This is a genomic window from Pseudomonas sp. WS 5059, from assembly GCF_012985525.1.
Classification (GTDB): Bacteria; Pseudomonadota; Gammaproteobacteria; order Pseudomonadales; family Pseudomonadaceae; genus Aquipseudomonas.
Genome location: NZ_JAAQWO010000004.1, coordinates 108,672 through 129,057 on the forward strand (window position 1 = coordinate 108,672; position 20,386 = coordinate 129,057).

Annotated in this window: 16 protein-coding genes; 4 read left to right on the plus strand and 12 right to left on the minus strand. The window is 63.1% G+C overall.

Translation table 11 applies throughout. From position 1 onward, the window contains the following. Window positions 1-120: 120 nt before the first annotated feature. Window positions 121-1,281: an AAA family ATPase gene (locus HBO12_RS12935; protein ID WP_170042323.1), complete on the minus strand. Its 1,161-nt coding sequence runs from the start codon at window positions 1,279-1,281 to the stop codon at window positions 121-123. A gap of 164 nt (window positions 1,282-1,445) precedes the next feature. On the opposite strand from HBO12_RS12935, the gene HBO12_RS12940 reads away from it, so the two are divergent. The 4 genes from HBO12_RS12940 to HBO12_RS12955 all read left to right on the plus strand — a co-directional run bounded on the left by HBO12_RS12940 (window position 1,446) and on the right by HBO12_RS12955 (window position 9,019). Further along, entirely contained in the window at window positions 1,446-2,549 is a 1,104-nt protein-coding gene (locus tag HBO12_RS12940) for an efflux RND transporter periplasmic adaptor subunit (RefSeq protein WP_170042324.1), read from the plus strand. Beyond that, a complete protein-coding gene (locus HBO12_RS12945) occupies window positions 2,546-3,616 on the plus strand; it encodes an efflux RND transporter periplasmic adaptor subunit (protein WP_170042325.1) in 1,071 nt (356 codons plus the stop codon). The genes HBO12_RS12940 and HBO12_RS12945 overlap by 4 nt, the downstream gene beginning before the upstream one ends. Further along, window positions 3,613-6,654: an efflux RND transporter permease subunit gene (locus HBO12_RS12950; protein WP_169953916.1), complete on the plus strand. Its 3,042-nt coding sequence runs from the start codon at window positions 3,613-3,615 to the stop codon at window positions 6,652-6,654. Before HBO12_RS12945 ends, HBO12_RS12950 begins: the two co-directional genes overlap by 4 nt. A gap of 127 nt (window positions 6,655-6,781) precedes the next feature. Continuing rightward, entirely contained in the window at window positions 6,782-9,019 is a 2,238-nt protein-coding gene (locus HBO12_RS12955; protein WP_170042326.1) for a glycoside hydrolase, read from the plus strand. A 530-nt stretch (window positions 9,020-9,549) separates the two neighbouring features. Here the strand turns inward: HBO12_RS12955 and HBO12_RS12960 are convergent. From HBO12_RS12960 to tcyJ, 11 genes are all read right to left on the minus strand, one after another. Next, window positions 9,550-10,185 carry a class I SAM-dependent methyltransferase gene (locus HBO12_RS12960; protein ID WP_170042327.1) on the minus strand — a complete coding sequence of 212 codons (636 nt, stop codon included), beginning with the start codon at window positions 10,183-10,185 and terminating at the stop codon, window positions 9,550-9,552. A 40-nt stretch (window positions 10,186-10,225) separates the two neighbouring features. Beyond that, window positions 10,226-10,870 (minus strand): methionine ABC transporter permease, encoded by a 645-nt coding sequence (locus HBO12_RS12965; RefSeq protein WP_169953913.1) that lies wholly within the window; start codon window positions 10,868-10,870, stop codon window positions 10,226-10,228. Further along, window positions 10,860-11,975 (minus strand): methionine ABC transporter ATP-binding protein, encoded by a 1,116-nt coding sequence (locus HBO12_RS12970; RefSeq protein WP_170042328.1) that lies wholly within the window; start codon window positions 11,973-11,975, stop codon window positions 10,860-10,862. The genes HBO12_RS12965 and HBO12_RS12970 overlap by 11 nt, the downstream gene beginning before the upstream one ends. Window positions 11,976-11,977: 2 nt before the next feature. Further along, window positions 11,978-12,787 carry a MetQ/NlpA family ABC transporter substrate-binding protein gene (locus HBO12_RS12975; RefSeq protein ID WP_170042329.1) on the minus strand — a complete coding sequence of 270 codons (810 nt, stop codon included), beginning with the start codon at window positions 12,785-12,787 and terminating at the stop codon, window positions 11,978-11,980. A gap of 144 nt (window positions 12,788-12,931) precedes the next feature. Further along, window positions 12,932-14,284 (minus strand): LLM class flavin-dependent oxidoreductase, encoded by a 1,353-nt coding sequence (locus HBO12_RS12980; protein WP_170042330.1) that lies wholly within the window; start codon window positions 14,282-14,284, stop codon window positions 12,932-12,934. Next, a complete protein-coding gene (locus HBO12_RS12985; protein ID WP_169953909.1) occupies window positions 14,284-15,477 on the minus strand; it encodes an SfnB family sulfur acquisition oxidoreductase in 1,194 nt (397 codons plus the stop codon). Before HBO12_RS12985 ends, HBO12_RS12980 begins: the two co-directional genes overlap by 1 nt. Window positions 15,478-15,500: 23 nt before the next feature. Continuing rightward, window positions 15,501-16,742 (minus strand): SfnB family sulfur acquisition oxidoreductase, encoded by a 1,242-nt coding sequence (locus tag HBO12_RS12990; RefSeq protein ID WP_170042331.1) that lies wholly within the window; start codon window positions 16,740-16,742, stop codon window positions 15,501-15,503. Between the two features lie 185 nt (window positions 16,743-16,927). After that, window positions 16,928-17,704, minus strand: coding sequence for a hypothetical protein (locus HBO12_RS12995; protein WP_169953907.1), 777 nt, complete (start codon window positions 17,702-17,704; stop codon window positions 16,928-16,930). A 304-nt stretch (window positions 17,705-18,008) separates the two neighbouring features. Continuing rightward, window positions 18,009-18,755, minus strand: a complete 747-nt coding sequence (gene tcyN / locus HBO12_RS13000; RefSeq protein ID WP_170042332.1) for an L-cystine ABC transporter ATP-binding protein TcyN — start codon at window positions 18,753-18,755, stop codon at window positions 18,009-18,011. A 3-nt stretch (window positions 18,756-18,758) separates the two neighbouring features. Further along, on the minus strand, window positions 18,759-19,424 hold the full coding sequence (gene tcyL, locus HBO12_RS13005) for a cystine ABC transporter permease (protein ID WP_169953905.1): 666 nt from the start codon (window positions 19,422-19,424) through the stop codon (window positions 18,759-18,761). Further along, window positions 19,424-20,218 carry a cystine ABC transporter substrate-binding protein gene (gene tcyJ / locus HBO12_RS13010; protein ID WP_170042333.1) on the minus strand — a complete coding sequence of 265 codons (795 nt, stop codon included), beginning with the start codon at window positions 20,216-20,218 and terminating at the stop codon, window positions 19,424-19,426. Before tcyJ ends, tcyL begins: the two co-directional genes overlap by 1 nt. Window positions 20,219-20,386 lie beyond the last annotated feature (168 nt).

Here is a 20,386-nt window from a genome sequence, read left to right on the forward strand (position 1 = left end):
TTCCATCTATTTAAATGATGGGAGTGATTCTGCGCATAGACAGCGATTACTTTGGTACTGCACCGTGAGTGTTCAGATGCCCGGTGTGCGGCGCCGGGCGAAGGGCTTCCAACGCACTGCCTAACTCGGCCAATGCCACGCCGGCTCATCCAACACCCGCTGCCCCACAATCTGCGTCTGGCCCATCACCTTCTCCAGCACAATCGAATTGCATCCCTCGTCCTGCTGCAACGCCGCGATCAAGCGGCTGGCATGGGACACCACCCACACCTGGCATTGCCTTGATGCCTGGATGATCAGGCGCGCCAAGGCCGGCAACAGGTCCGGGTGCAGGCTGGTTTCCGGTTCGTTGAGCACCATCATCGTTGGCGGGCGTGGCGTCAGCAGGGCGGCGATCAGCAGCAGGTAGCGCAGGGTGCCGTCCGACAACTCCGCCGCCGACAGTGGCCTCAGCAACCCTTCCTGATAAAACTCAATGGCAAAACGTCCGCCCTGCAACGGCTGGATATTCAGGCGTGCGCCGGGAAACGCATCGCCGACTGCGCGCTGCAAGGCCTCGGGGTCGCCGATTTCGCGGATGGTCTGCAACGCGGCCGCGAGGTCGCGGCCATCGTGGTGCAACACCGGTGTGCGCGTACCCAATTGGGGCAGGCGCACTGGCGCATCGGCGTCGCTGCGAAAGTGGTCGTAGAAGCGCCAGCCGCGAATGCTTTCGCGCAGCATCAGCACTTCGGGCGAGCCGCGCAGGCTGCCGACCTGGTCGAACAGGCTGTGGTAGTCGGGCGTGTGTTGGGCCAGCACATCCCAGGTCCGCCCGTCTCGGGCGCGGATCATCGCCCCCGAGCGTTGCACCAGCAGGCTGGCCGGGCGATAGACGTGGCCGGCCCAGATGCATTCCTTCTTGATCTCGGGATCCAGGGAAAAGTACGACGAACTGGGTACTGGCAAGCCCAGGGAAATCGCGTAGCTGAAGTCTTCGCCGGCAAAGCCCAGGCGCAAACGCTTGACGCCCTGGGGCACGCTGGCCTGCACCGCGACTTCGCCCTTGAGCATGCGCCGGCTGATGTTTTCGGGGCCGGCCCAGAACGTCGAGTCCAGGCCTCCTTCGCGGGCCAGGGCATTGATCACGCCGCCCTGGGCGGTTTCCGCCAGCAGGCGCAAGGCGCGGTACAGGTTGGATTTGCCGCTGCCATTGGGGCCGGTGATCAGGTTCAGCCGATCCAGCGGTACCACCAATTTATTGATCGAGCGGTAATTGGCCACCGCTAAGGTTTTCAGCATCAGGGGCGTTCCCGGCCGGTATGGACCGCCATCTTACCCTGTAGGAGTCGGCTTGCCGGCGATCAACCGAGGCCAGGTAATTCCCATAGTCGAAGGCGGAACCCTGAACTAAGCTCACAGTCGCATACACACTGGCACGTCGGTATCACGCAAAAGGAGCCTGCATGGGCGGTCCCACCTCAACAGTTATTTGTGGCGTTGCTCTGCTGGCATTGCTGAGTGGCTGTGGCCAGCAAAAGCCTGAGTCCAAGGCCCATTCCAGGGTGTTTGTGCAAACCGTGCAGCCGTCCGATTTCGCGGCGGCGGTGACCCTTACCGGGGATATCCAGGCGCGGGTGCAGACCGATTTGTCGTTTCGCGTGGGCGGCAAGATTATCCAGCGCATGGTGGATGTGGGCGACCGCGTGACGGCCCGGCAAGTGCTGGCCAGGCTCGACCCCAAGGATTTGCAGACCAACGTCGATTCCGCCCAGGCCCAGGTGGTGGCGGAACAGGCGCGGGTCAAACAGACGGCGGCGGCCTTTGTGCGCCAGGAAAAACTCCTGCCCAAGGGCTACACCAGCCGCAGCGAGTACGACGCGGCCCAGGCCGCCTTGCGCAGCAGCCAAAGTGCCCTGGCGGCGGCGCAGGCGCAGTTGGCCAACGCCCGCGAGCAGTTGGGCTACACCGCCCTCATCGCCGAAGCGCCGGGGGTGATTACCGCGCGCCAGGCCGAAGTCGGCCAGGTGGTGCAGGCCACCGTGCCGATTTTCAGCCTGGCCCGTGACGGCGAGCGCGACGCGGTATTCAACGTCTACGAATCGCTGCTGGCGGAGCCACCGCCGGATGCGCCAATCACCGTCAGCCTGCTGGATAACCCGAGCATCAAGGCCGTGGGCCGGGTGCGTGAAGTGACCCCGGCCGTTGCGGCCAGCAGCGGCACGGTGCAGGTGAAGATTGCCCTGGAGGCCTTGCCCAAGGGCATGCAACTGGGTTCGGTGGTCAGCGCCACCGCCAACGGGCAAGCCAAGGCCAGCATCGAACTGCCTTGGGCTGCACTGACCAAGGATCTCAGCGAGCCCGCCGTGTGGCTGGTGGATGGCGACGGCAAGGCGCAATTGCACAAGGTCACTGTCGCGCGCTACCTGACCGGCAAGGTGATCATCAGCGATGGCCTCAAGGGCGGCGAAAAAGTCGTAGTGGCCGGTGGGCAATTGCTGCACCCAGGCATGGTGGTGGAGATCGCCCAGGCGCCGGACCAGGCCCAGGCCAAGGGCGTGCAGCCATGAAGTACCTGACGCTGATCCTAGCCAGCAGCCTGTTGCTGATCGCCTGTTCCAAGGAAGAGCCGGCGCCGGAGCCTATAAGGCCGGTGCTCTGGGTCGAGGTGAAGGCCGAAGACCAGGCCCACCTCGGGCGCTTTGCCGGCAGCATCCAGGCGCGTTATGAAAGTAACCTGGGTTTCCGGGTGCCAGGGCGCATCGCCCGGCGCGCGGTGGATGTGGGCGCCGAAGTCGAAAAAGGCGCCTTGCTGGCGGTGCTCGACCCCACCGACCAGCAGAACCAGCTGCGCGCCGCCCAGGGCGACCTGGCGCGGATCCAGGCGCAATTTATCAACGCCCAGGCCAATGCGCGGCGCCAGCAGGAGTTGTTCAACCGTGGCGTCGGCGCCCAGGCGCAACTGGACATTGCCCAGACCGACCTGAAAACCACCCAGGCCTCCCTCGACCAGGCCAAGGCCTCGGTGGACCAGGCCAAGGACCAGCTCAACTACGCCGAGTTGCGCACTGACCACGGTGGCATCGTCACCGCCTGGAAAGCCGAGGCCGGCCAGGTGGTCAGCGCCGGCCAGCAAGTAGTGACCCTGGCCCGCCCGGATATCAAGGAAGCGGTGATCGACCTGCCCGCCGGCCTCGCCGAGCGTCTGCCGCCGGATGTGGTGTTCCTGGTGGCCAGCCAGTTGGACCCCAGCATCAACACCACCGCCACCGTACGCGAGATCGAGCCCCAGGCACAAAGCGCAACCCGCACCCGTCGCGCGCGCCTGACCCTGGCCCAGACGCCCCCGGCGTTCCGGTTGGGCACGGCGATCAGTGTGACCTTGAGTTCGGCCATCGCGCCACGCATCGAGTTGCCCGCCAGCGCGGTGCAGGATGTCGAGGGCAAGGCCCGCATCTGGGTCATCGATATGCAGCAGCAGACCGTGCAACCCCGCGACGTGACCCTGGTCAGCCGTGATGCCAGCAGTGTCGTGCTCAACGGCGGCGTGCAGCCTGGCGAGCGGGTCGTCAGCGCCGGCGTCAATAGCCTCAAACCCGGACAAAAAGTCAAAACCGACGAGGACAGCCCGCGATGAAAGGGAGCTTCAACTTATCCGACTGGGCACTCAAGCATCAGTCCTTCGTCTGGTACCTGATGTTCGTTGCGCTGCTGATGGGCGTGTTTTCCTACATGAACCTGGGGCGCGAGGAAGATCCGTCCTTCACCATCAAGACCATGGTGATCCAGACCCGCTGGCCGGGCGCGACCCAGGAAGAAACCCTCAAACAGGTCACCGACCGCATCGAGAAAAAGCTCGAAGAGCTGGACTCCCTGGACTATGTGAAAAGCTACACCCGACCCGGTGAATCCACGGTCTTCGTGTTCCTCAAGGACACCACCAGCGCCAAGGCGATCCCCGAGATCTGGTACCAGGTGCGCAAGAAGATCGACGACATTCGCGGCACTTTCCCCCAGGGCTTGCAGGGACCGTCGTTCAACGACGAGTTCGGTGATGTGTTTGGCTCGGTGTATGCCTTTACCGCCGATGGCATGTCGATGCGCCAGTTGCGCGACTACGTCGAGCAGGTGCGCGCCGAAATCCGGGCGGTGCCGGGGCTGGGCAAGGTCGAGATGATCGGCCAGCAGGACGAAGTGATTTACCTGAATTTTTCCACGCGCAAACTGGCCGCCCTGGGGATTGACCAGCGCCAAGTGGTGCAGAGCCTGCAAGCGCAGAACGCGGTGACCCCGGCCGGGGTGATCGAGGCCGGGCCGGAGCGGATTTCGGTGCGTACCTCCGGGCAATTCGCCTCGGAAAAGGATCTGGCTGACGTCAACCTGCGGCTCAATGACCGCTTCTACCGCCTGGCGGATATCGCGGATATCAGCCGTGGCTATGTGGATCCGGCGCGGCCGATGTTTCGTTTCAACGGCCAGCAAGCCATTGGCCTGGCCATCGCCATGCAGAAGGGCGGCAATATCCAGGAATTCGGCAAGGCCCTGCACCAGCGCATGGACGAGCTGACTGCCGACCTGCCGGTGGGCATCGGCGTGCACAAGGTGTCGGACCAGGCAGAGGTGGTGGAAGAGGCCGTCGGCGGCTTCACCAGTGCGCTGTTCGAAGCGGTGATCATCGTGCTGGTGGTGAGCTTTATCAGCCTGGGCCTGCGTGCCGGGCTGGTGGTGGCGTGCTCGATCCCGCTGGTGCTGGCACTGGTATTTGTCTTTATGGAGTACAGCGGCATCACCATGCAGCGGGTGTCGCTGGGTGCGTTGATCATCGCCCTCGGTTTGCTGGTGGATGACGCGATGATCACCGTGGAAATGATGATCACGCGCCTGGAAAAAGGCGAGACCCTGGAGCAGGCCGCGACCTACGCCTACACCTCCACCGCGTTCCCCATGCTCACCGGCACCCTGGTGACCGTGGCCGGCTTCGTGCCGATTGGCCTCAACGCCAGCTCGGCCGGCGAATACACCTTCACCCTGTTTGCGGTGATTGCGGTGGCGATGCTGGTGTCGTGGGTGGTGGCCGTGTTGTTTGCGCCGGTGATTGGCGTGCATATCCTCAGCAGCAAGGTCAAACCCCACAGTGAAGAGCCGGGGCGGATCGGGCGGGTGTTCAACGCCGGTATGCTGTGGGCCATGCGCAACCGCTGGTGGGCGATTGGCCTGACGGTGCTGCTGTTCGTGGCGTCGGTGTTTTCCATGCAGTTTGTGCAGAACCAGTTTTTCCCGTCGTCGGATCGCCCGGAAATCCTCGTCGACCTCAACCTGCCGCAAAACGCCTCGATCAACGAAACCCGCAAGGCCGTGGATCGGCTTGAGGCAATCATCAAGGACGACCCCGACATCGCACGCTGGAGTACCTACATTGGCCAAGGGGCGATCCGTTTCTACCTGCCCCTGGACCAGCAACTGGAGAACCCGTACTACGCGCAGTTGGTGATTGTCAGCAAGGGCCTGGAGGAGCGCGGCGCGTTGATCGAGCGCCTACAAAAACGTTTGCGCGATGACTTCGTGGGCGTCGGCAGTTTTGTCCAACCCCTGGAAATGGGCCCGCCGGTCGGGCGGCCGATCCAGTACCGGGTGTCTGGCAAGGACATCGACCAGGTGCGCAAACACGCCATCGAACTGGCGACGTTGCTGGATAAAAATACGCACCTGGGCGAGATCATCTATGACTGGAACGAGCCGGGCAAAGTGCTGCGGGTCGATATCGCCCAGGACAAGGCGCGCCAGCTTGGGCTGTCGTCCGAAGACGTGGCGCAGTTGATGAACAGCGTGGTCAGCGGCTCGGCCGTGACCCAGGTACACGACGATATCTACCTGATCAACGTGGTCGGCCGCGCCGAAGACGCCGAGCGCGGCACCCCGGAAACCTTGCAGAACCTGCAGATCGTCACCCCCAGCGGTACCTCGATCCCATTGCTGGCCTTTGCCACCGTGCGCTACGAGTTGGAGCAGCCGCTGGTGTGGCGCCGTGATCGCAAGCCGACCATCACCATCAAGGCCGCCGTGCGCGACGAGATGCAGCCGACCGACCTGGTCAAGCAGCTCAAGCCTGAAATCGAGAAATTCAGCGCCGGCTTGCCGGTGGGCTACACGGTCGCTACCGGTGGCACCGTGGAGGAAAGCGGCAAGGCCCAGGGCCCGATTGCCAGTGTGGTGCCGTTGATGCTGTTCTTGATGGCGACCTTCCTGATGATCCAGTTGCACAGCGTGCAGAAAATGTTCTTGGTGGCCAGCGTGGCCCCACTGGGCTTGATCGGCGTGGTGTTGGCGCTGATTCCCACGGGCACGCCCATGGGCTTTGTGGCGATCCTGGGGATCCTGGCGTTGATCGGTATCATCATCCGCAACTCGGTGATCCTGGTGACCCAGATCGACGCCTACGAGCGGGATGGCTACACACCGTGGGACGCGGTGGTGCAGGCCACCGAACACCGGCGCCGGCCGATCCTGCTGACGGCGGCGGCCGCCAGCCTGGGCATGATCCCCATCGCCCGGGAAGTGTTCTGGGGGCCGATGGCCTACGCGATGATCGGCGGGATCATCATCGCCACCCTGCTGACGCTGCTGTTTTTGCCGGCGTTGTATGTGGCCTGGTACAAAATCCGCGAGCCCGCGTAGGGGTCGGCAAGCCGGCTCCTACAGCGCGGTAGGGGCCGTGGGAAACGTCTCAAAGTCCTAATGGGGCGTTTCTCAGGTAACCAATTGTTTTACCCTCCAGGCTTTCACTTGTGTGAAGGTCTTTGCCATGCCTCGTTGTCTGCGCCTTACCTTAATGGTTTGCATGCTACTGCTCTCACCCCTGGCGGTTGCCGGCACCGTGCTGGAAAACGCCCAATGGCGTATCGAACTCGACGCGGCGACCCTGGCTGTGCGCGTTACCCCCGCTGGCGGCGAACCGGTACTGGCCTCAAGCGGCGTGGCGGCCCATGAGGTCAGCCAGTTGCAACAGGCCGATCAACAGGCCAACTGGCAATGGGACAAGGGGGCCTATCACCTGAGCGCCACCCTGGAGCAGCGCGACCTGATCCTTAGTGTCACCGCACGCGAGGCTGCTGAATTGGACATCCTCCGGCAACCGGCCAGCGCCATGGGCAAGGGCTTGATCTGGCCGCTCGCCGAGGGGCATTACATCCCCGCCGGCAATCGCCTGTGGCAAGACTTCCTGCTCGATTACGGCGATGTGAACAGCACCCAAGACCTCAGCCTGCCGTTATGGGGCGTCGACCACGCCAGCTTTACCCTCAACTGGCTGCTGACCAACCCCTACAACAATCGCTTGCAGTGGCATGCCGAGGGCCAGCGCCTGGGGTTGTCGTTGCGCCATGAGTTCACCGCCCTGGACCCTGGCGCGCCGATGACACTGCGCCTGAACCTGGGCGAAGCCGACTTGCTGGCCGGTGCCAAGCGCTATCGCCAGTGGCTGGTGGAGCAGGGCCTTTACGAGCCGTTGGCGCAAAAGCTGCAACGCCTGCCTGACGGCGAAAAACTGCTGGGTGCCAGCCATGTGTACCTGTGGGGCAACGACCTGCTGGGCCTTGGTGATGTACGCGATTGGCAGCAGCTACGCACATTGTTGCGCGCGGCTGATGGGTTGGGCGCGCAACTCAGGGGCCTGCTTGACCCGCAGGCGACGCAGGTGGTGCACGTCACCCAGCCGTTTCTGGATCGTTACCAGCAAGCCGTGTTGCTAAGAGGACTCAACGCGGCCCTCGACAAAAAGGCGCGCCAGGGCTGGCAAGCCAAGACCGAGCCCGACATGCAGGCCCTCGCCGAAGGCTATGGGGTGGTCCGTCAGGCATTGGCGCAGGAGTTTGCCAGCGCCTTGACCGCGCCCCCCGAAACCTGGGGTAGCACCTTATCCGCCAAAACTATAAAGACCCTGCAAGACAGTGGCCTACCACGCTTGCTATTGACCCTGGGCGAAGGCTGGGAGGGCGGGCTCTGGCACCCTGAGGCGGTACGCAAGGGCGTCGAGGCCGGGTACTTGATGGCGCCTTATGATTCCTATGAAACCGCGCTGGCGGACACGGAGAACCTCGACTGGACCACCGCGCACCTGGGCAGCCGGGCGTACCGCGACTGCGCGATCATGTTGAAAAATGGCCAGCTCAAGACCGGCTTCCAGAAGTCCGGGCACTACACCGACCCGCGTTGCGTGCGCCCGCTGCTGCAGGCACGGGTGACAGCGGTGCAGGCCAAGGCCGGGTTCAATGCCTGGTTTCTCGATGCCTACGCCACCGGCATGCTGTTTGACAGCTATCGCTCGGTACTGGGCATGACCCAGGCGCAGAACGCCGAGGGCAATATCGACGCGGCGCGCTGGATTGGTAGCCACCTCCAGTTGCCGGTGGGCTCCGAAGACGGCAATGCCACCACCGCCCGCGGCGTGTTGTTCGCCCATGGCATGCAAACCCCGGTCATGGGCTGGGGCGACCGCGAGATGACCCAGGACAAGCAATCGCCTTACTACGTGGGCGCCTGGTATCCACCGGAGGAACCGGCGGTGTTCTTCAAGCGCGTGCCGCTCAAAGAGCCGCTGCGCAGCGTGTACTTTGCCCCGGCGATGCGCCTGCCGCTGTATCAGGCGGTGTTCCATGGCTCGGTCATTACCAGCCATCACTGGCTGTTCGACAGCCTGAAGCTGAGCAATGTGCAGGCGGAAAACGAGTTGACCCAGCTGCTTTACAACGTGCCGCCGCTCTATCACTTGAGCGCCGCTACCTTGAAGCAACGCTTGCCGATGATCCAGCGTCAGGATGGGTTTTTTCGCCCGTTGCATGAGCGTTTGGCGACCCAGGCAATGACGGATTTTCGCTGGCTGAGCAACGACCGGCTGGTGCAGCAGACCACGTTTGCCGATGGCACGCGGTTGGTGGCCAATTTTGCGCAGGAGCAGAGGGACGGGTATCCGGGGCGGAGTGTGACGGCGTGGGTGGTGGGTGAAAGTCCGGTGGTGTATCAGGTGGATCAGCAGCGCCCTTGAGTCCATCGCGGGCAAGCCCGCTCCCACAGGGGGGGCTCGACCAGGCAGGGAGCTCTGGACACACCACAAAACCAATGTGGGAGCTGGCTTGCCTGCGATGGCGGTATGTCAGCCACCAAAGATAGTGCCTGTACTACTGCCATCGCGGGCAAGCCCGCTCCCACAGGGGGGGCTCGATCAGGCAGGGAATTCTGGACACACCACAAAACCAATGTGGGAGCTGGCTTGCCTGCGATGGCGGTATGTCAGCCACCAAAGATAGTGCCTGTACTACCGCCATCGCGGGCAAGCCCGCTCCCACAGGGGGGGCTCGACCAGGCAGGGAGCTCTGGACACACCACAAAACCATGTGGGAGCTGGCTTGCCTGCGATGGCGGTATGTCAGCCAAAGATAGTGCCTGTACTACTGCCATCGCGGGCAAGCCCGCTCCCACAGGGGGGGCTCGATCAGGCAGGGAGTTCTGGACACACCACAAAACCAATGTGGGAGCTGGCTTGTCGGGTCGCCGCATCGCTGCGATAGCGTCCGCTCAGACAACCTCTACCTTACGCCACACACTGGCCAACCAGGGCTGCTGCTCGCGCGGCAGCCCCGCCGGGCGATAGTAGTGCTCCAACTCCACAAACCCCGCCGCCGCCAGCAGCGCCTGCCAGGCCGCAAGGTCGTGATACGAGCCATAACGCGGCCCGTTCCAGCCCTCCTGGTTTTGCCCCCTGGGATTGGAGCTGAACAACACCCCGCCCGGTTTCAGCGCAGCATGCAGTTGCTGGAGAATGCGCGGCAATTCCTGCTTGGGGATATGGAACAGCACTGCATTGGCAAAAATCCCGTCGAAGCGCGCGGCCGGCAGATCCAGTTTGAGGAAGTCCTGCTGCAGTACCTCGCAGCCGCTGTCCTGGCGCGCCATCTGCGCGAAACGCTCGGCGCCATCCAGGCCCACGGCGATATGCCCAAGCCGGGTGAAGGTCTGCAAATCCCGCCCCGGCCCGCAGCCGAAGTCCAGCACGGTAAACGGTGCGGGCGCCTGGATATGCCGCAGCAGTGCGTCGATGTTCTGGCTTACATCATGGTCGCGGGTGCCTTCGCGAAAGTCCTCGGCCACCTGGTTGTAGTGGCCCAGGGTGGTGGAGGTGATCTGGTCGAGGTCGTCGGGGGCGAGTTTCATGGCAGTCGGCACCAGGGCAAAGAAAGGTGCCGACTATACCTCAGCGCTTGTTCAGCCCGCGCGCCAGGCGATCGCCGCCCAGTTGGATCGCGGCCACCAGCAGGACCAGCAATACAATCACCGTGAGCATGATCTGGCTGTCAAAACGCTGGTAACCGTAGCGGTAGGCAATATCCCCCAGGCCTCCGGCGCCGATCGCCCCGGCCATGGCCGACGAGTTGATCATGGTCACCAGGGTAATGGTGAACCCGCCGACAATCCCCGGCAGTGCTTCCGGCAACAGCACATGCCAGACGATATGCCAGCGCCGGCAGCCCATGGCCTGGGCGGCTTCGATCAGGCCATGGTCGACCTCGCGCAGGCTGACCTCGGCGATTCGCGCAAAGAATGGCGTGGCGGCGATGGTCAGCGGCACCACGGCGGCCCATACGCCGTAAGTGGTGCCGACGATCAGGCGGGTGAACGGGATCAGCGCCACCATCAGAATCAGGAAGGGGATGGAGCGGAACAGATTGACGAACGCCCCCAGTACCCGGTTCAACGCGGGGGCCTGGTAGATGCCGCCCTTGTCGCTGGTGACCAGGAACACCGCCAGCGGGATGCCCACCAACAGCGCGATCAACGACGACACCCCGACCATCAACAAGGTGTCGATGGCGCCCTGCAATAAACGATCAAACCACATAGCCCAGCACCTCGACCTGCTGTGCCCAGCGCGCGGCGCGGGTGCGTAATGTATCGGGATCCAGGGTGGAGTCGCTCACCGCCAGCAGCAACTGCCCCAGGGCGTGGCCCTGGATGCGCTCGACCCCGCCTTGCAGCAGGCGCACGCGCCCACCCAGGGCGCCGAACAGTGCGGCGAGGTCCGGTTCATCCGCGCTGGCGCCGGTAAATTGCAGGCGCAGCACCACGGCCGCCTGCGCCGACGGCGGCGTGGCCTGCAAACGCTTTTGCAGCTCATCGGGCAAGCCATGTTGCAGGGGCGCCAGCAGGGTTCTACTGACCTCATGCCTGGGGTTGCCAAACACTTCCCACACCGGCCCTTGCTCGACGATCCGCCCGTGTTCCAGCACCACCACGCGGTCGCAGATTTCGCGGATCACCGCCATCTCGTGGGTGATCAGCACGATGGTCAGGCCCAGGCGCCGGTTGATCTCGCGCAACAGGCCGAGGATCGACTGGGTGGTTTCCGGGTCCAGGGCCGAGGTGGCTTCGTCGCACAGCAGGATCTGCGGGTCGTGTACCAGCGAGCGGGCGATGCCTACCCGTTGCTTCTGCCCGCCGGACAACTGCGCCGGGTAGGCCTTGTGCTTGTCTTGCAAGCCCACCAGCTCCAGCAGTTCGCGGACTTTTTGTGCGCGCTGTGGCTTGGGCACGCCGGCGACTTTCAGCGGCAGCTCGACGTTCTGCCACACGGTCTTGGCCGACATCAGGTTGAAGTGCTGGAAAATCATGCCGATGCGCCTGCGCAGGGCCACCAGGCGGTCTTCGTCGAACTCGCCGATATCCACCTGGTCGATCAGCACCCGGCCGCTGCTGGGTTGCTCCAGGCGGTTGATGGTGCGGATCAGCGACGACTTGCCGGCGCCACTGCGGCCGATGATGCCGAACACTTCGCCGTGCTGGATCGCCAGGTCAATGCCTTGCAGCGCATGCACCGTGCCGTCATAGGTTTTGCCCAGGTTGATAAAACGCACATGGGCGCGGTTGAGGTCTGGGTGCAGTTCGGTCTGCCGGGCGTCCCTGGGCGGTGTGCCCAGGTCGCGCAGTTGGCTGTTGGCGGCGCTCATGTTCAGCCTTCCCAACCGACTTGGTACAGCGTGCCGAGGGATTTATCCAGGGCAGCACGCACCACCGGCGAATGCTGGTAGATCTCGACGAACTTGATCACCCGCGGGTCGGTTGTGCCTTTGGGCTGGGTCACGAACTGGATCACGTATTCCGGGTGATCGAGGCCGTCGAACAGCAGCGCCGACTCGGCATTGAAGGTCTTGGACAGGCGGATGTAGGCCGGGTAGCCCTGCACCAGGTCGGCATCGTCATAGGCGCGTACCAGCTGCACTGCTTCGACTTGCAGGATCTTGAGCTTTTTCGGGTTGGCGACGATGTCTTCTTCGGTGGCCTTGTAGCCCACGCCCGGCTTGAGGGAGATCAAGCCCGCCTTGGCCAGCAGTTGCAGGCCGCGCCCGCTGTTGATCGGGTCGTTGGCGATGGCCACGCTGGCGCCCTGGGGCAGCTCATCGAAGCTTTTGTATTTTTTCGAGTACAGGCCGACGTTGTTGATGATCCCCGGTTTGAACGGCACCAGGTCAAAACCGGCGGCGGCCTTGGCGTTTTCCAGGAACGGAATGTGCTGGAAGTAATTCACGTCGATATCGCCGGCGGCGAGGCTGACGTTGGGCGCGATCCAGTCGGTGAACTCCACCAGCTCGACTTTCAGGCCCTGTTTGCCGGCCTCTTCGACGGCGGCTTCCAGGGGGATGGCGAAGGCTGCCGTGGTGCCGACTTTCAGCGGCGCATCGGCGGCAAACACCGCCGAGCTGAACAGGCCGAGGGCCAGGGCCAGTGCTTTGACTGGGTGGGACAGCAGTGTTTTTTTCATGGTCGATTTCCAGTCATAAGGTGTGGGGAAAAACAACGAAGATCTAATGTGGGAGCTGGCTTGCATGCGATAGCGGTGTGTCAGTGCCAACTGCATCAACTGGTACACCGCTATCGCAGACAAGCCAGCTCCCACATTTTTGCTTTAGTGGCGGTAGTGAGAGCCGGTGTGTTGTTCGGGTAAGCGAGCATCGCGGTGGAACACTTTCTCGCGCAGCGTCCCGCTCTCATAAGCGGTCTTGTACGACCCCCGTTTTTGCAACTCCGGAATCACCAACTCGATGAAGTCCACATAGCTCTCCGGCGTAACAATGCGCGTCAGGTTGAAGCCATCCAGGCCGGTCTCGCTGATCCAGGATTCCAGCTCATCAGCCACCTGCGCGGGCGAGCCCACCAGGGTGATATAGCGCCCGCCCAACGCGTGTTGCTCCAACAACTTGCGACGGGTCCAGTCGTTGTTCTGCAAGGCTTTGGTGGCCGATTGGATCGCGTTGCTCTTCACGTACTGGATCGGTTCATCCAGCTCGTATTGCGAGAAGTCGATGGCGGTGGAGGCGCTGAAATGCGCCACCCCGGCCTCGGCGCTGGCGTAGCTCAGGTACTCGGCATGCTTGGCCCAGGCCAGTGCCTCGGTGGCGCCGACAATCACGTTGAGGCCCATGAACACCTTGATATCGTCCGGGTTGCGCCCGGCCTCGACCGCGCTGGCGCGCACCTTGTCCACTTGCACTTTGGTCGCGGCCTTGTTCTGCCCGCTGATGAACACGCACTCGGCATGGCGCCCGGCGAACAGCAGGCCGCGCTCCGAACTGCCGGCCTGGAACAACACTGGCGTGCGCTGCGGCGACGGCTCGCACAGGTGATAACCCTCCACCTGATAGAACTCGCCGTGGTGCTCGACCTTGTGCACCTTGCCCGGTTGGGCATAGATCCGTTGTTGCGGGTCGTTGAGTACCGCGTCGTCTTCCCAACTGCCTTCCCACAGCTTGTACAGCACCTCCAGGTACTCGTCGGCCTGGTCGTAGCGCCGGTCATGTTCGACCTGCTCGGTGAGGCCCATGGCCTTGGCGGCGCTGTCCAGATAGCCGGTGACGATGTTCCAGCCCACCCGGCCACGGCTCAGGTGATCGAGGGTGGACATGCGCCGGGCGAACAGATAGGGCGGCTCGTAAGTCAGGTTGGCGGTCAGGCCGAAGCCGAGGTTTTTCGTCACCGCAGCCATGGCCGAGACCAGCAGCAGCGGGTCGTTGACCGGCAGTTGGATCGACTCCTTGAGCGGCACATCGACCGAGCCTTGATAGACGTCGTACACGCCAACGATGTCGGCGATAAACAAGCCGTCGAATAGCCCGCGCTCCAGCAGTTGCGCCAGTTCGGTCCAGTATTCGACGCTCTTGTACTGGGTAGAGGTATCCCGTGGGTGCGTCCACAGGCCATGGTTGATATGCCCGATGCAGTTCATGTTGAAGGCATTGAGCAGGATCTTTTTCTTCGCCATCAGATGGTCCCCCGCAGCGGCGGGTTTTCATCGTTGAGGTAATAATTGCCGACTGCGTGGTACTTCCAGCGCACCGGGTCGTGCAGGGTGTGCACCCGGGCGTTGCGCCAGTGGCGGTCCAGGCCATGTTCGGCGAGGGTTGCCTGGCTGCCGGCGAGTTCGAACAGGGTGCTGCCGGCGGCCAGGGAAATCTCCGTGCTCAGGGCGCGCGCTTCGGCCACGGCGATCGATGCCGCAGCGACGGTGTGTGCGGTGCTGTCGGCCTGGGCGCGGTCGAGGAATTCGCCGGAGCGCTCCAGCAGGGCTTCGGTGGCGTGCAGGCGGACGCTCAGGTGGCCGAAGCTTTTCAGGGTCAGCGGGTCTTCGCTGGCCTTGTCATTGCCCGAGTCGATCCATGGGCGGGTCTTGGTGCGCACAAAATGCAGGGCGTCTTCAAAGGCCGCGCGGGCGATGCCGGTGTCGATGGCCGCGTGAAGGATCTGCGCCAGCGGGCCTACTGTGGTCGGGCGCTCGAAGGCGCTCTGGAACGGGATCACGTCTTCGGCGGCGACCCACACATTGTCGAACACCACCGAGCCGCTGCCGGTGGTGCGCTGGCCAAAGCCGCTCCAGTCGTCGATCACCGTCAGGCCCTGGCTGTCATGCGGCACGAAGGCCAGTTGCTGCACGCCGAGTTCATCCACCACCGAGGTGGGAATGCGCTGGGCGTAGATCGCGCCGGTGGCGTAGAACTTGCGGCCGCTGATGCGAAATCCGTCGCCCTCGCGCACAAGTTTCGTCACCCGGTCATGGGCGGTCTTGGTGCCCAGTTCCGCCAGGGCATTGCCAAAGCGCTGGCCGGCCAGCACCTCGGCGTACAGGCGTTGTTGCTGCGCCGGGCTGCCATTTACGCGCAGCACTTCCAGGGCATAGAAATGGTTTTGCGGGATCTGCCCCAACGAGGCATCGGCCTGGGCGATCAGGGCAATGACCTTGGCCAGGGTGACGTTGGATACGCCAGCGCCGCCGTATGCCTTGGGCACGCTGATGCCCCACAGGCCGGAGCGGGAAAAGGCTTCCAGCTCGGCGTGTGGCAGGCGGCGTTCGCGGTCGCGCAGGGCGCTGTCGCGGCGAAAGTCTTCGGCCAGGTCGCTGGCGACAATCAGGGCTTGCTCGTCGCTGGTGATGACCGCGACGGGATGGGAAAGCGTCATGTTTTTCTCCAGATGTCTGGTCGTCAGATCCAGGAATGCCGGGCCGGCAATGTTCCGTTGAGGTGCCAGGCGCCCACCGCGTGGTATTTCCAGCGCACCGGGTCGTGCAAGGTGTGCACCCGTGCATTGCGCCAGTGGCGGTCGAGGTTGAATTCGGCGAGGGTGGCGCGGCTGCCGGCCAGTTCGAAGAGCTTCTCGCTGACCAGCAGCGAGACTTCGGTGGTCAGCACCTTGGCTTGTGCCACGGCAATCGAGGCCCGGGCGGCGGAGTGTTCGGTGATGGGCGCGGCGCTGACCTGGTCCAGCACCTGGCCGGCCTTGCGCAGCAGGGCTTCGGCGGCATGCAGTTCGATTTTCAGCTTGCCGATGTCGGCAATCACATAGAGGTCGTCGCTGGCTCGTTCGACCTTGGCGTCGATCCACGGCCGCGAGCGTTCGCGGACAAAACTGATGGTGTCGTCGAGGGCGCCACGGGCGATACCGGCGTCGATGGCGGCCTGGATCAATTGCGAGACCGCGCCCTGGATGCCTGGGGCCTGCCCCAGGCGCCAGGTCGGCACCACCAGGTCGGCATCTACCGGCACGTTGTTCAGCAGCACGGTGCCGCTGGCGGTGGTGCGTTGGCCAAAGCCCGACCAGTCATCGACGATACGCAATCCCGGGGTGCCACGCCGTACAAAAGCCATGACCTGGCGGCCTTCGTCGTCCAGGGCCTTGACCGCGACCCAATGGGCAAACAGTGCGCCGGTGGAGTAGAACTTCTGGCCGTTGATGACAAAGCCGTCACCCTCGGCGCTGATCCGGGCCTTCAAATCCAGGGTATTTTTAGTGCCGCGTTCCGGCCCGCCGTTGCCGATGCGCCAGCCGTCGAGGACGCTTTGGAACAGCTGCTTTTTCTGTTCCTGGCTGGCGGCGCCTTGCAGCACGTGGAGGATGCCGAAGTGGTTCTGCGGGATCTGCCCCAGGGCCGGGTCGACGGCGCTGATAATCGCGAACACTTCGGCCAGGGTCACAAACGACACTTGTGGGCCACCGTATTCGCGGGGGATGGAAATGCTGCCCAGGCCGCTGCGGGTGAACTGTTCGATTTCGGCCCAAGGCAGTTTGCGCTGGCGGTCACGCAGGCCGGCTTGCAGGCGGGCGGCCTGGGCAAGCTCGTGAGCGGCGGCGAGGGCTTCACTGTCGTTGCGCAGCACCTTGGCGGGCAGTAGCAGCGGGGCGATATCCAGATCGCTCTGGAGGGGCGATTGCGCCAAGTTAGACATCGGTGCGCCCCTGCGTGGCTACACGTAATGCCCTGGCGTTGTGCACCGGGGTAATTTTGACCATACCTACCTCACATCCGTGGAAAAGCTAAAAAATCAGGAATGTCCGGTGGTCCGGTGCATATACCCTAAGCGTGTTTATTTTTTAAATAAACTAACTTTTAGGAATATGCATAGAAGGTCTGTCACCCCGGCTCGCACGGTGAGCCAGGACGCCGTGGCTGGTACACCGACAAGGCCTCGGCCGGGCCTGGGGCTTTGGCCTGGGCGATGCTCACGATGCGCCCGGGCGCCCAGCGTGAGTTGTTGCCCACGCGGTCGATCACGCAGTAGGTGACCTCCTGGCGCGCGTCGTCCCCCGCTTCGAGGATCAGCGTCGAAGGCACCCAAACCTGCACGGGCCGCCCCACCCCGGTGGGGTGGATGGGGGGCAGGTCCAGGCGCGCATCGCCCCAGCGCAGGGTGATTGCATCTCCGGCGGCCATGTTCAGGTAGGGCTCGATGGTCAACGGCACGCCCCGGCGGATCTGGCTGGGGTTGACGCCATGGCGGCGGATGGTTTCAGGCAGGCCCACGGGGGCCAGGTTCTGGTTTTCTGCGCCACACAGCACCGATGGCGGGCCGCCCGGGCAGGCAGTCTTGACCTGCACCCGGGTAATCATCGAGCGCGCCGGGCCGCGCCCCACTTGCATGACCCGGTAGTGAATCCGTGCGGCACCATTTTGCACAAAGCTTTCCGGTACCCGCAGGCTGCTGGGCTGGCCGATATCGGCGGCGCTCACGCGCTTGGAGGCGGCAAAGCAGTTGTTCCAGAACAGCTCGATCAAGTCGCCCTTGCCCATGTCCGGGTAGGGGGCGATATCGACCTGCAAATAGGTGGCGGCCTGCGCGTTGATACCTTGTTTGAGAGCCTGGGGCACTGTCGGCGCGGCGAGCATGGCCAGGGGGGGAATGTGCTTCATAAATAATCTCCTTGATGCAGCCAGCAGCGATCGTTCCGAACCTCAGGCATGGGGTTCGAAAGGAACGTTTTTTTGAAAAGCCAGGATAGGATCCAATCCAGTGGGCCCTAGATAAGAGGGTTGGCCAGGGGGCGTCAATGGAGGCAAAAGGCTAAACGGCGGGTTGGGGATTATTCAGAAGGGTCTTACTGATGGCTGCTATTAAAGGGGGCGTTGATAGGCGCTTTGCCCAATGATTACGGGGACTTTTCCGAAAGGGAGGATACATGTGGGAGCCGGCAAGCCGGCTCCTACAAGGGCAGGGTCAGTGGGTGAGGAATTTGCTGAGGAACTGCCGGGTGCGTTCTTCTTTGGGGTTGGCAAACAACGCCTTGGCGTCGCCCTGCTCGACGATGACGCCCTTGTCGAAAAAGACCACGCGGTTGGCCACGTCCCGGGCAAAACTCATTTCGTGGGTGACGATGACCATGGTGCGGTTCTCTTCGGCAAGGCTGCGGATGGTCGCCAGTACTTCGCCCACCAGCTCCGGGTCGAGGGCCGAGGTCGGCTCATCGAACAGGATCACTTCCGGCTCCATCGCCAAGGCCCGGGCAATGGCCACCCGTTGCTGCTGGCCACCGGACAGGCGCCGTGGATAGGCGTCTTCCTTGCCTGCCAGGCCGACCTTGGCCAGCAGGGCCCGCCCGAGACGGTCGGCGGCGTCGCGCGGCATCTTCTTGACCACCAGGGGGCCTTCGATGACGTTTTCCAGGGCGGTGCGATGGGGGAACAGGTTGAAGTTCTGGAACACAAAGCCCACATGCTGGCGCAGGCGCCGCACCAGGCCCTGTTGCTGGTTGAGCGGACGGCTGCCGTCGATCTCGATGTCGCCGACCTTGATCCGGCCACTGGTGGGTTCTTCGAGGAAATTCAGGCAGCGCAGGAAGGTGGTCTTGCCGGAGCCGCTGGGGCCAATGATGGCGACAACTTCGCCTTCCTTGACCTCCAGGTCGATCCCATTGAGCACCACCTGACCCTTGAATTGTTTGGTCAGTTTTTCAACCACGATCATGCTTCAAGACTCCAGGTCATGCCGGTTGACCCGGTCTTCCAGGCGGTTCTGAAAATGCGCCAGGATGCTTGCCAGGACCCAGTAGACCAGGGCCGCAGACAGGTACATGGTGAAAATTTCGAAGGTGCGCGCCGATACCAATTGGGCCTGGCGGAACAGCTCGGGCACCTGGATGGTGGCGGCCAGCGCCGTGTCCTTGACCAGCGAAATAAAACTATTGCCCAAGGGCGGCAGGGCCGTGCGCATCGCCTGCGGCAGGATGGCCCGGCGCAGGGTCTGCGCGCGGGTCATGCCGATACTGGCGGCAGCTTCCCACTGGCCACGCTCGATGGAGCCGATGGCCGCACGCAGGATTTCACAGGCGTAGGCGGCCATGTTCAGCGAGAAGCCGATCATCGCCGCCGGGATCGGGTCCAGCTCGATACCCACTTGCGGCAAGCCGTAGTAGATCAAAAACAGCTGCACCAGCAACGGCGTGCCGCGAAAGAACGAGACATAGACCCTGGCCGTCCAGCTCAAAAGCTTGAAGCGCGACAGGCGCATCAAGGCCAGGCCGAAGCCTAGCAGCAAGCCGAAAAACATCCCGCCGAGGCTGAGGATCACCGTGTAATACGCGCCCTTGAGCAAAAAGGGCGCGGAGTCGAGCGCGAGTTGGAAACCTGCTTCCATTATTGAGTGACGTCAGCGTTGAAGTATTTCTCGGACAGCTTCTTCAAAGTGCCGTCGGCGCGCAGTTTATCGAGGGCCTGGTTGACCGCCTCAAGCAGCTCAGGCTCGCCTTTGCGCAGGGCAATCCCTGATTCCTGGCGGGAGAAGGCGTCACCGGCAGCGGCGGTGTCCTTGGCTTTTTTCGCATATTCCAGGGCCGCCAGGCGGTCGATCAGAATCGCGTCGATACGGCCGATGCGCAGGTCCTGGAACTTGGTCGGGTCGTCGTTATAGGTCTTGATGATGGCTTTGGGTTGGTTGTCCTTGAGCCATTGTTCGTAGTTGGTGCCAAGGCCCACCCCGACTTTCTTGCCGGCCAGGTCGTCGGCGGTCTTGATGGTGTCGACGTTTTTCGCCAGGGTCAGCGCCTGGATCCCGGAGACGGTGTAGGGCTTGGAGAAATCGTATTTTTTCTTGCGCTCTTCGGAGATCGTCACCTGGTTGACCACCGCGTCGAGGCGCTTGGATTCCAGGGCTGCGAGGATGCCGTCCCACGGGGTGGCCTGCAGCTTGACCTTGACGCCCAGCTCCTTGGCCAGGGCTTCGGACAGCTCGACTTCAAAGCCGCTGAGCTTGCCGCTTTCATCGACGAAGCTGAACGGCGGGTAGGTGCCTTCCAGGCCGATCTTGATCTCGCCGGCCTTCTTGATATTGCCCAGCTGTTCGCCGGCAACCGCCTGGCCCAACAACCCGGCGCCAAGGGCCAGGCCCAAAGTGCCAACCAGCAACGTACGACGCAATACAGAAATAGTCATGACAAGCCCCTGTGCTTTTTATGGTGTGCGAAGCAGGTGACGCAGTGGTCGTATCCTGCCCTAAAAACGCGGTGTGTGGGAGCGCGACTATAGGGCGAGTTTTAAAGCGTTAAAAATAATATAAATTAAGTTTTATATTCCATTTTTGCATATCAGGTGGAGATTCAA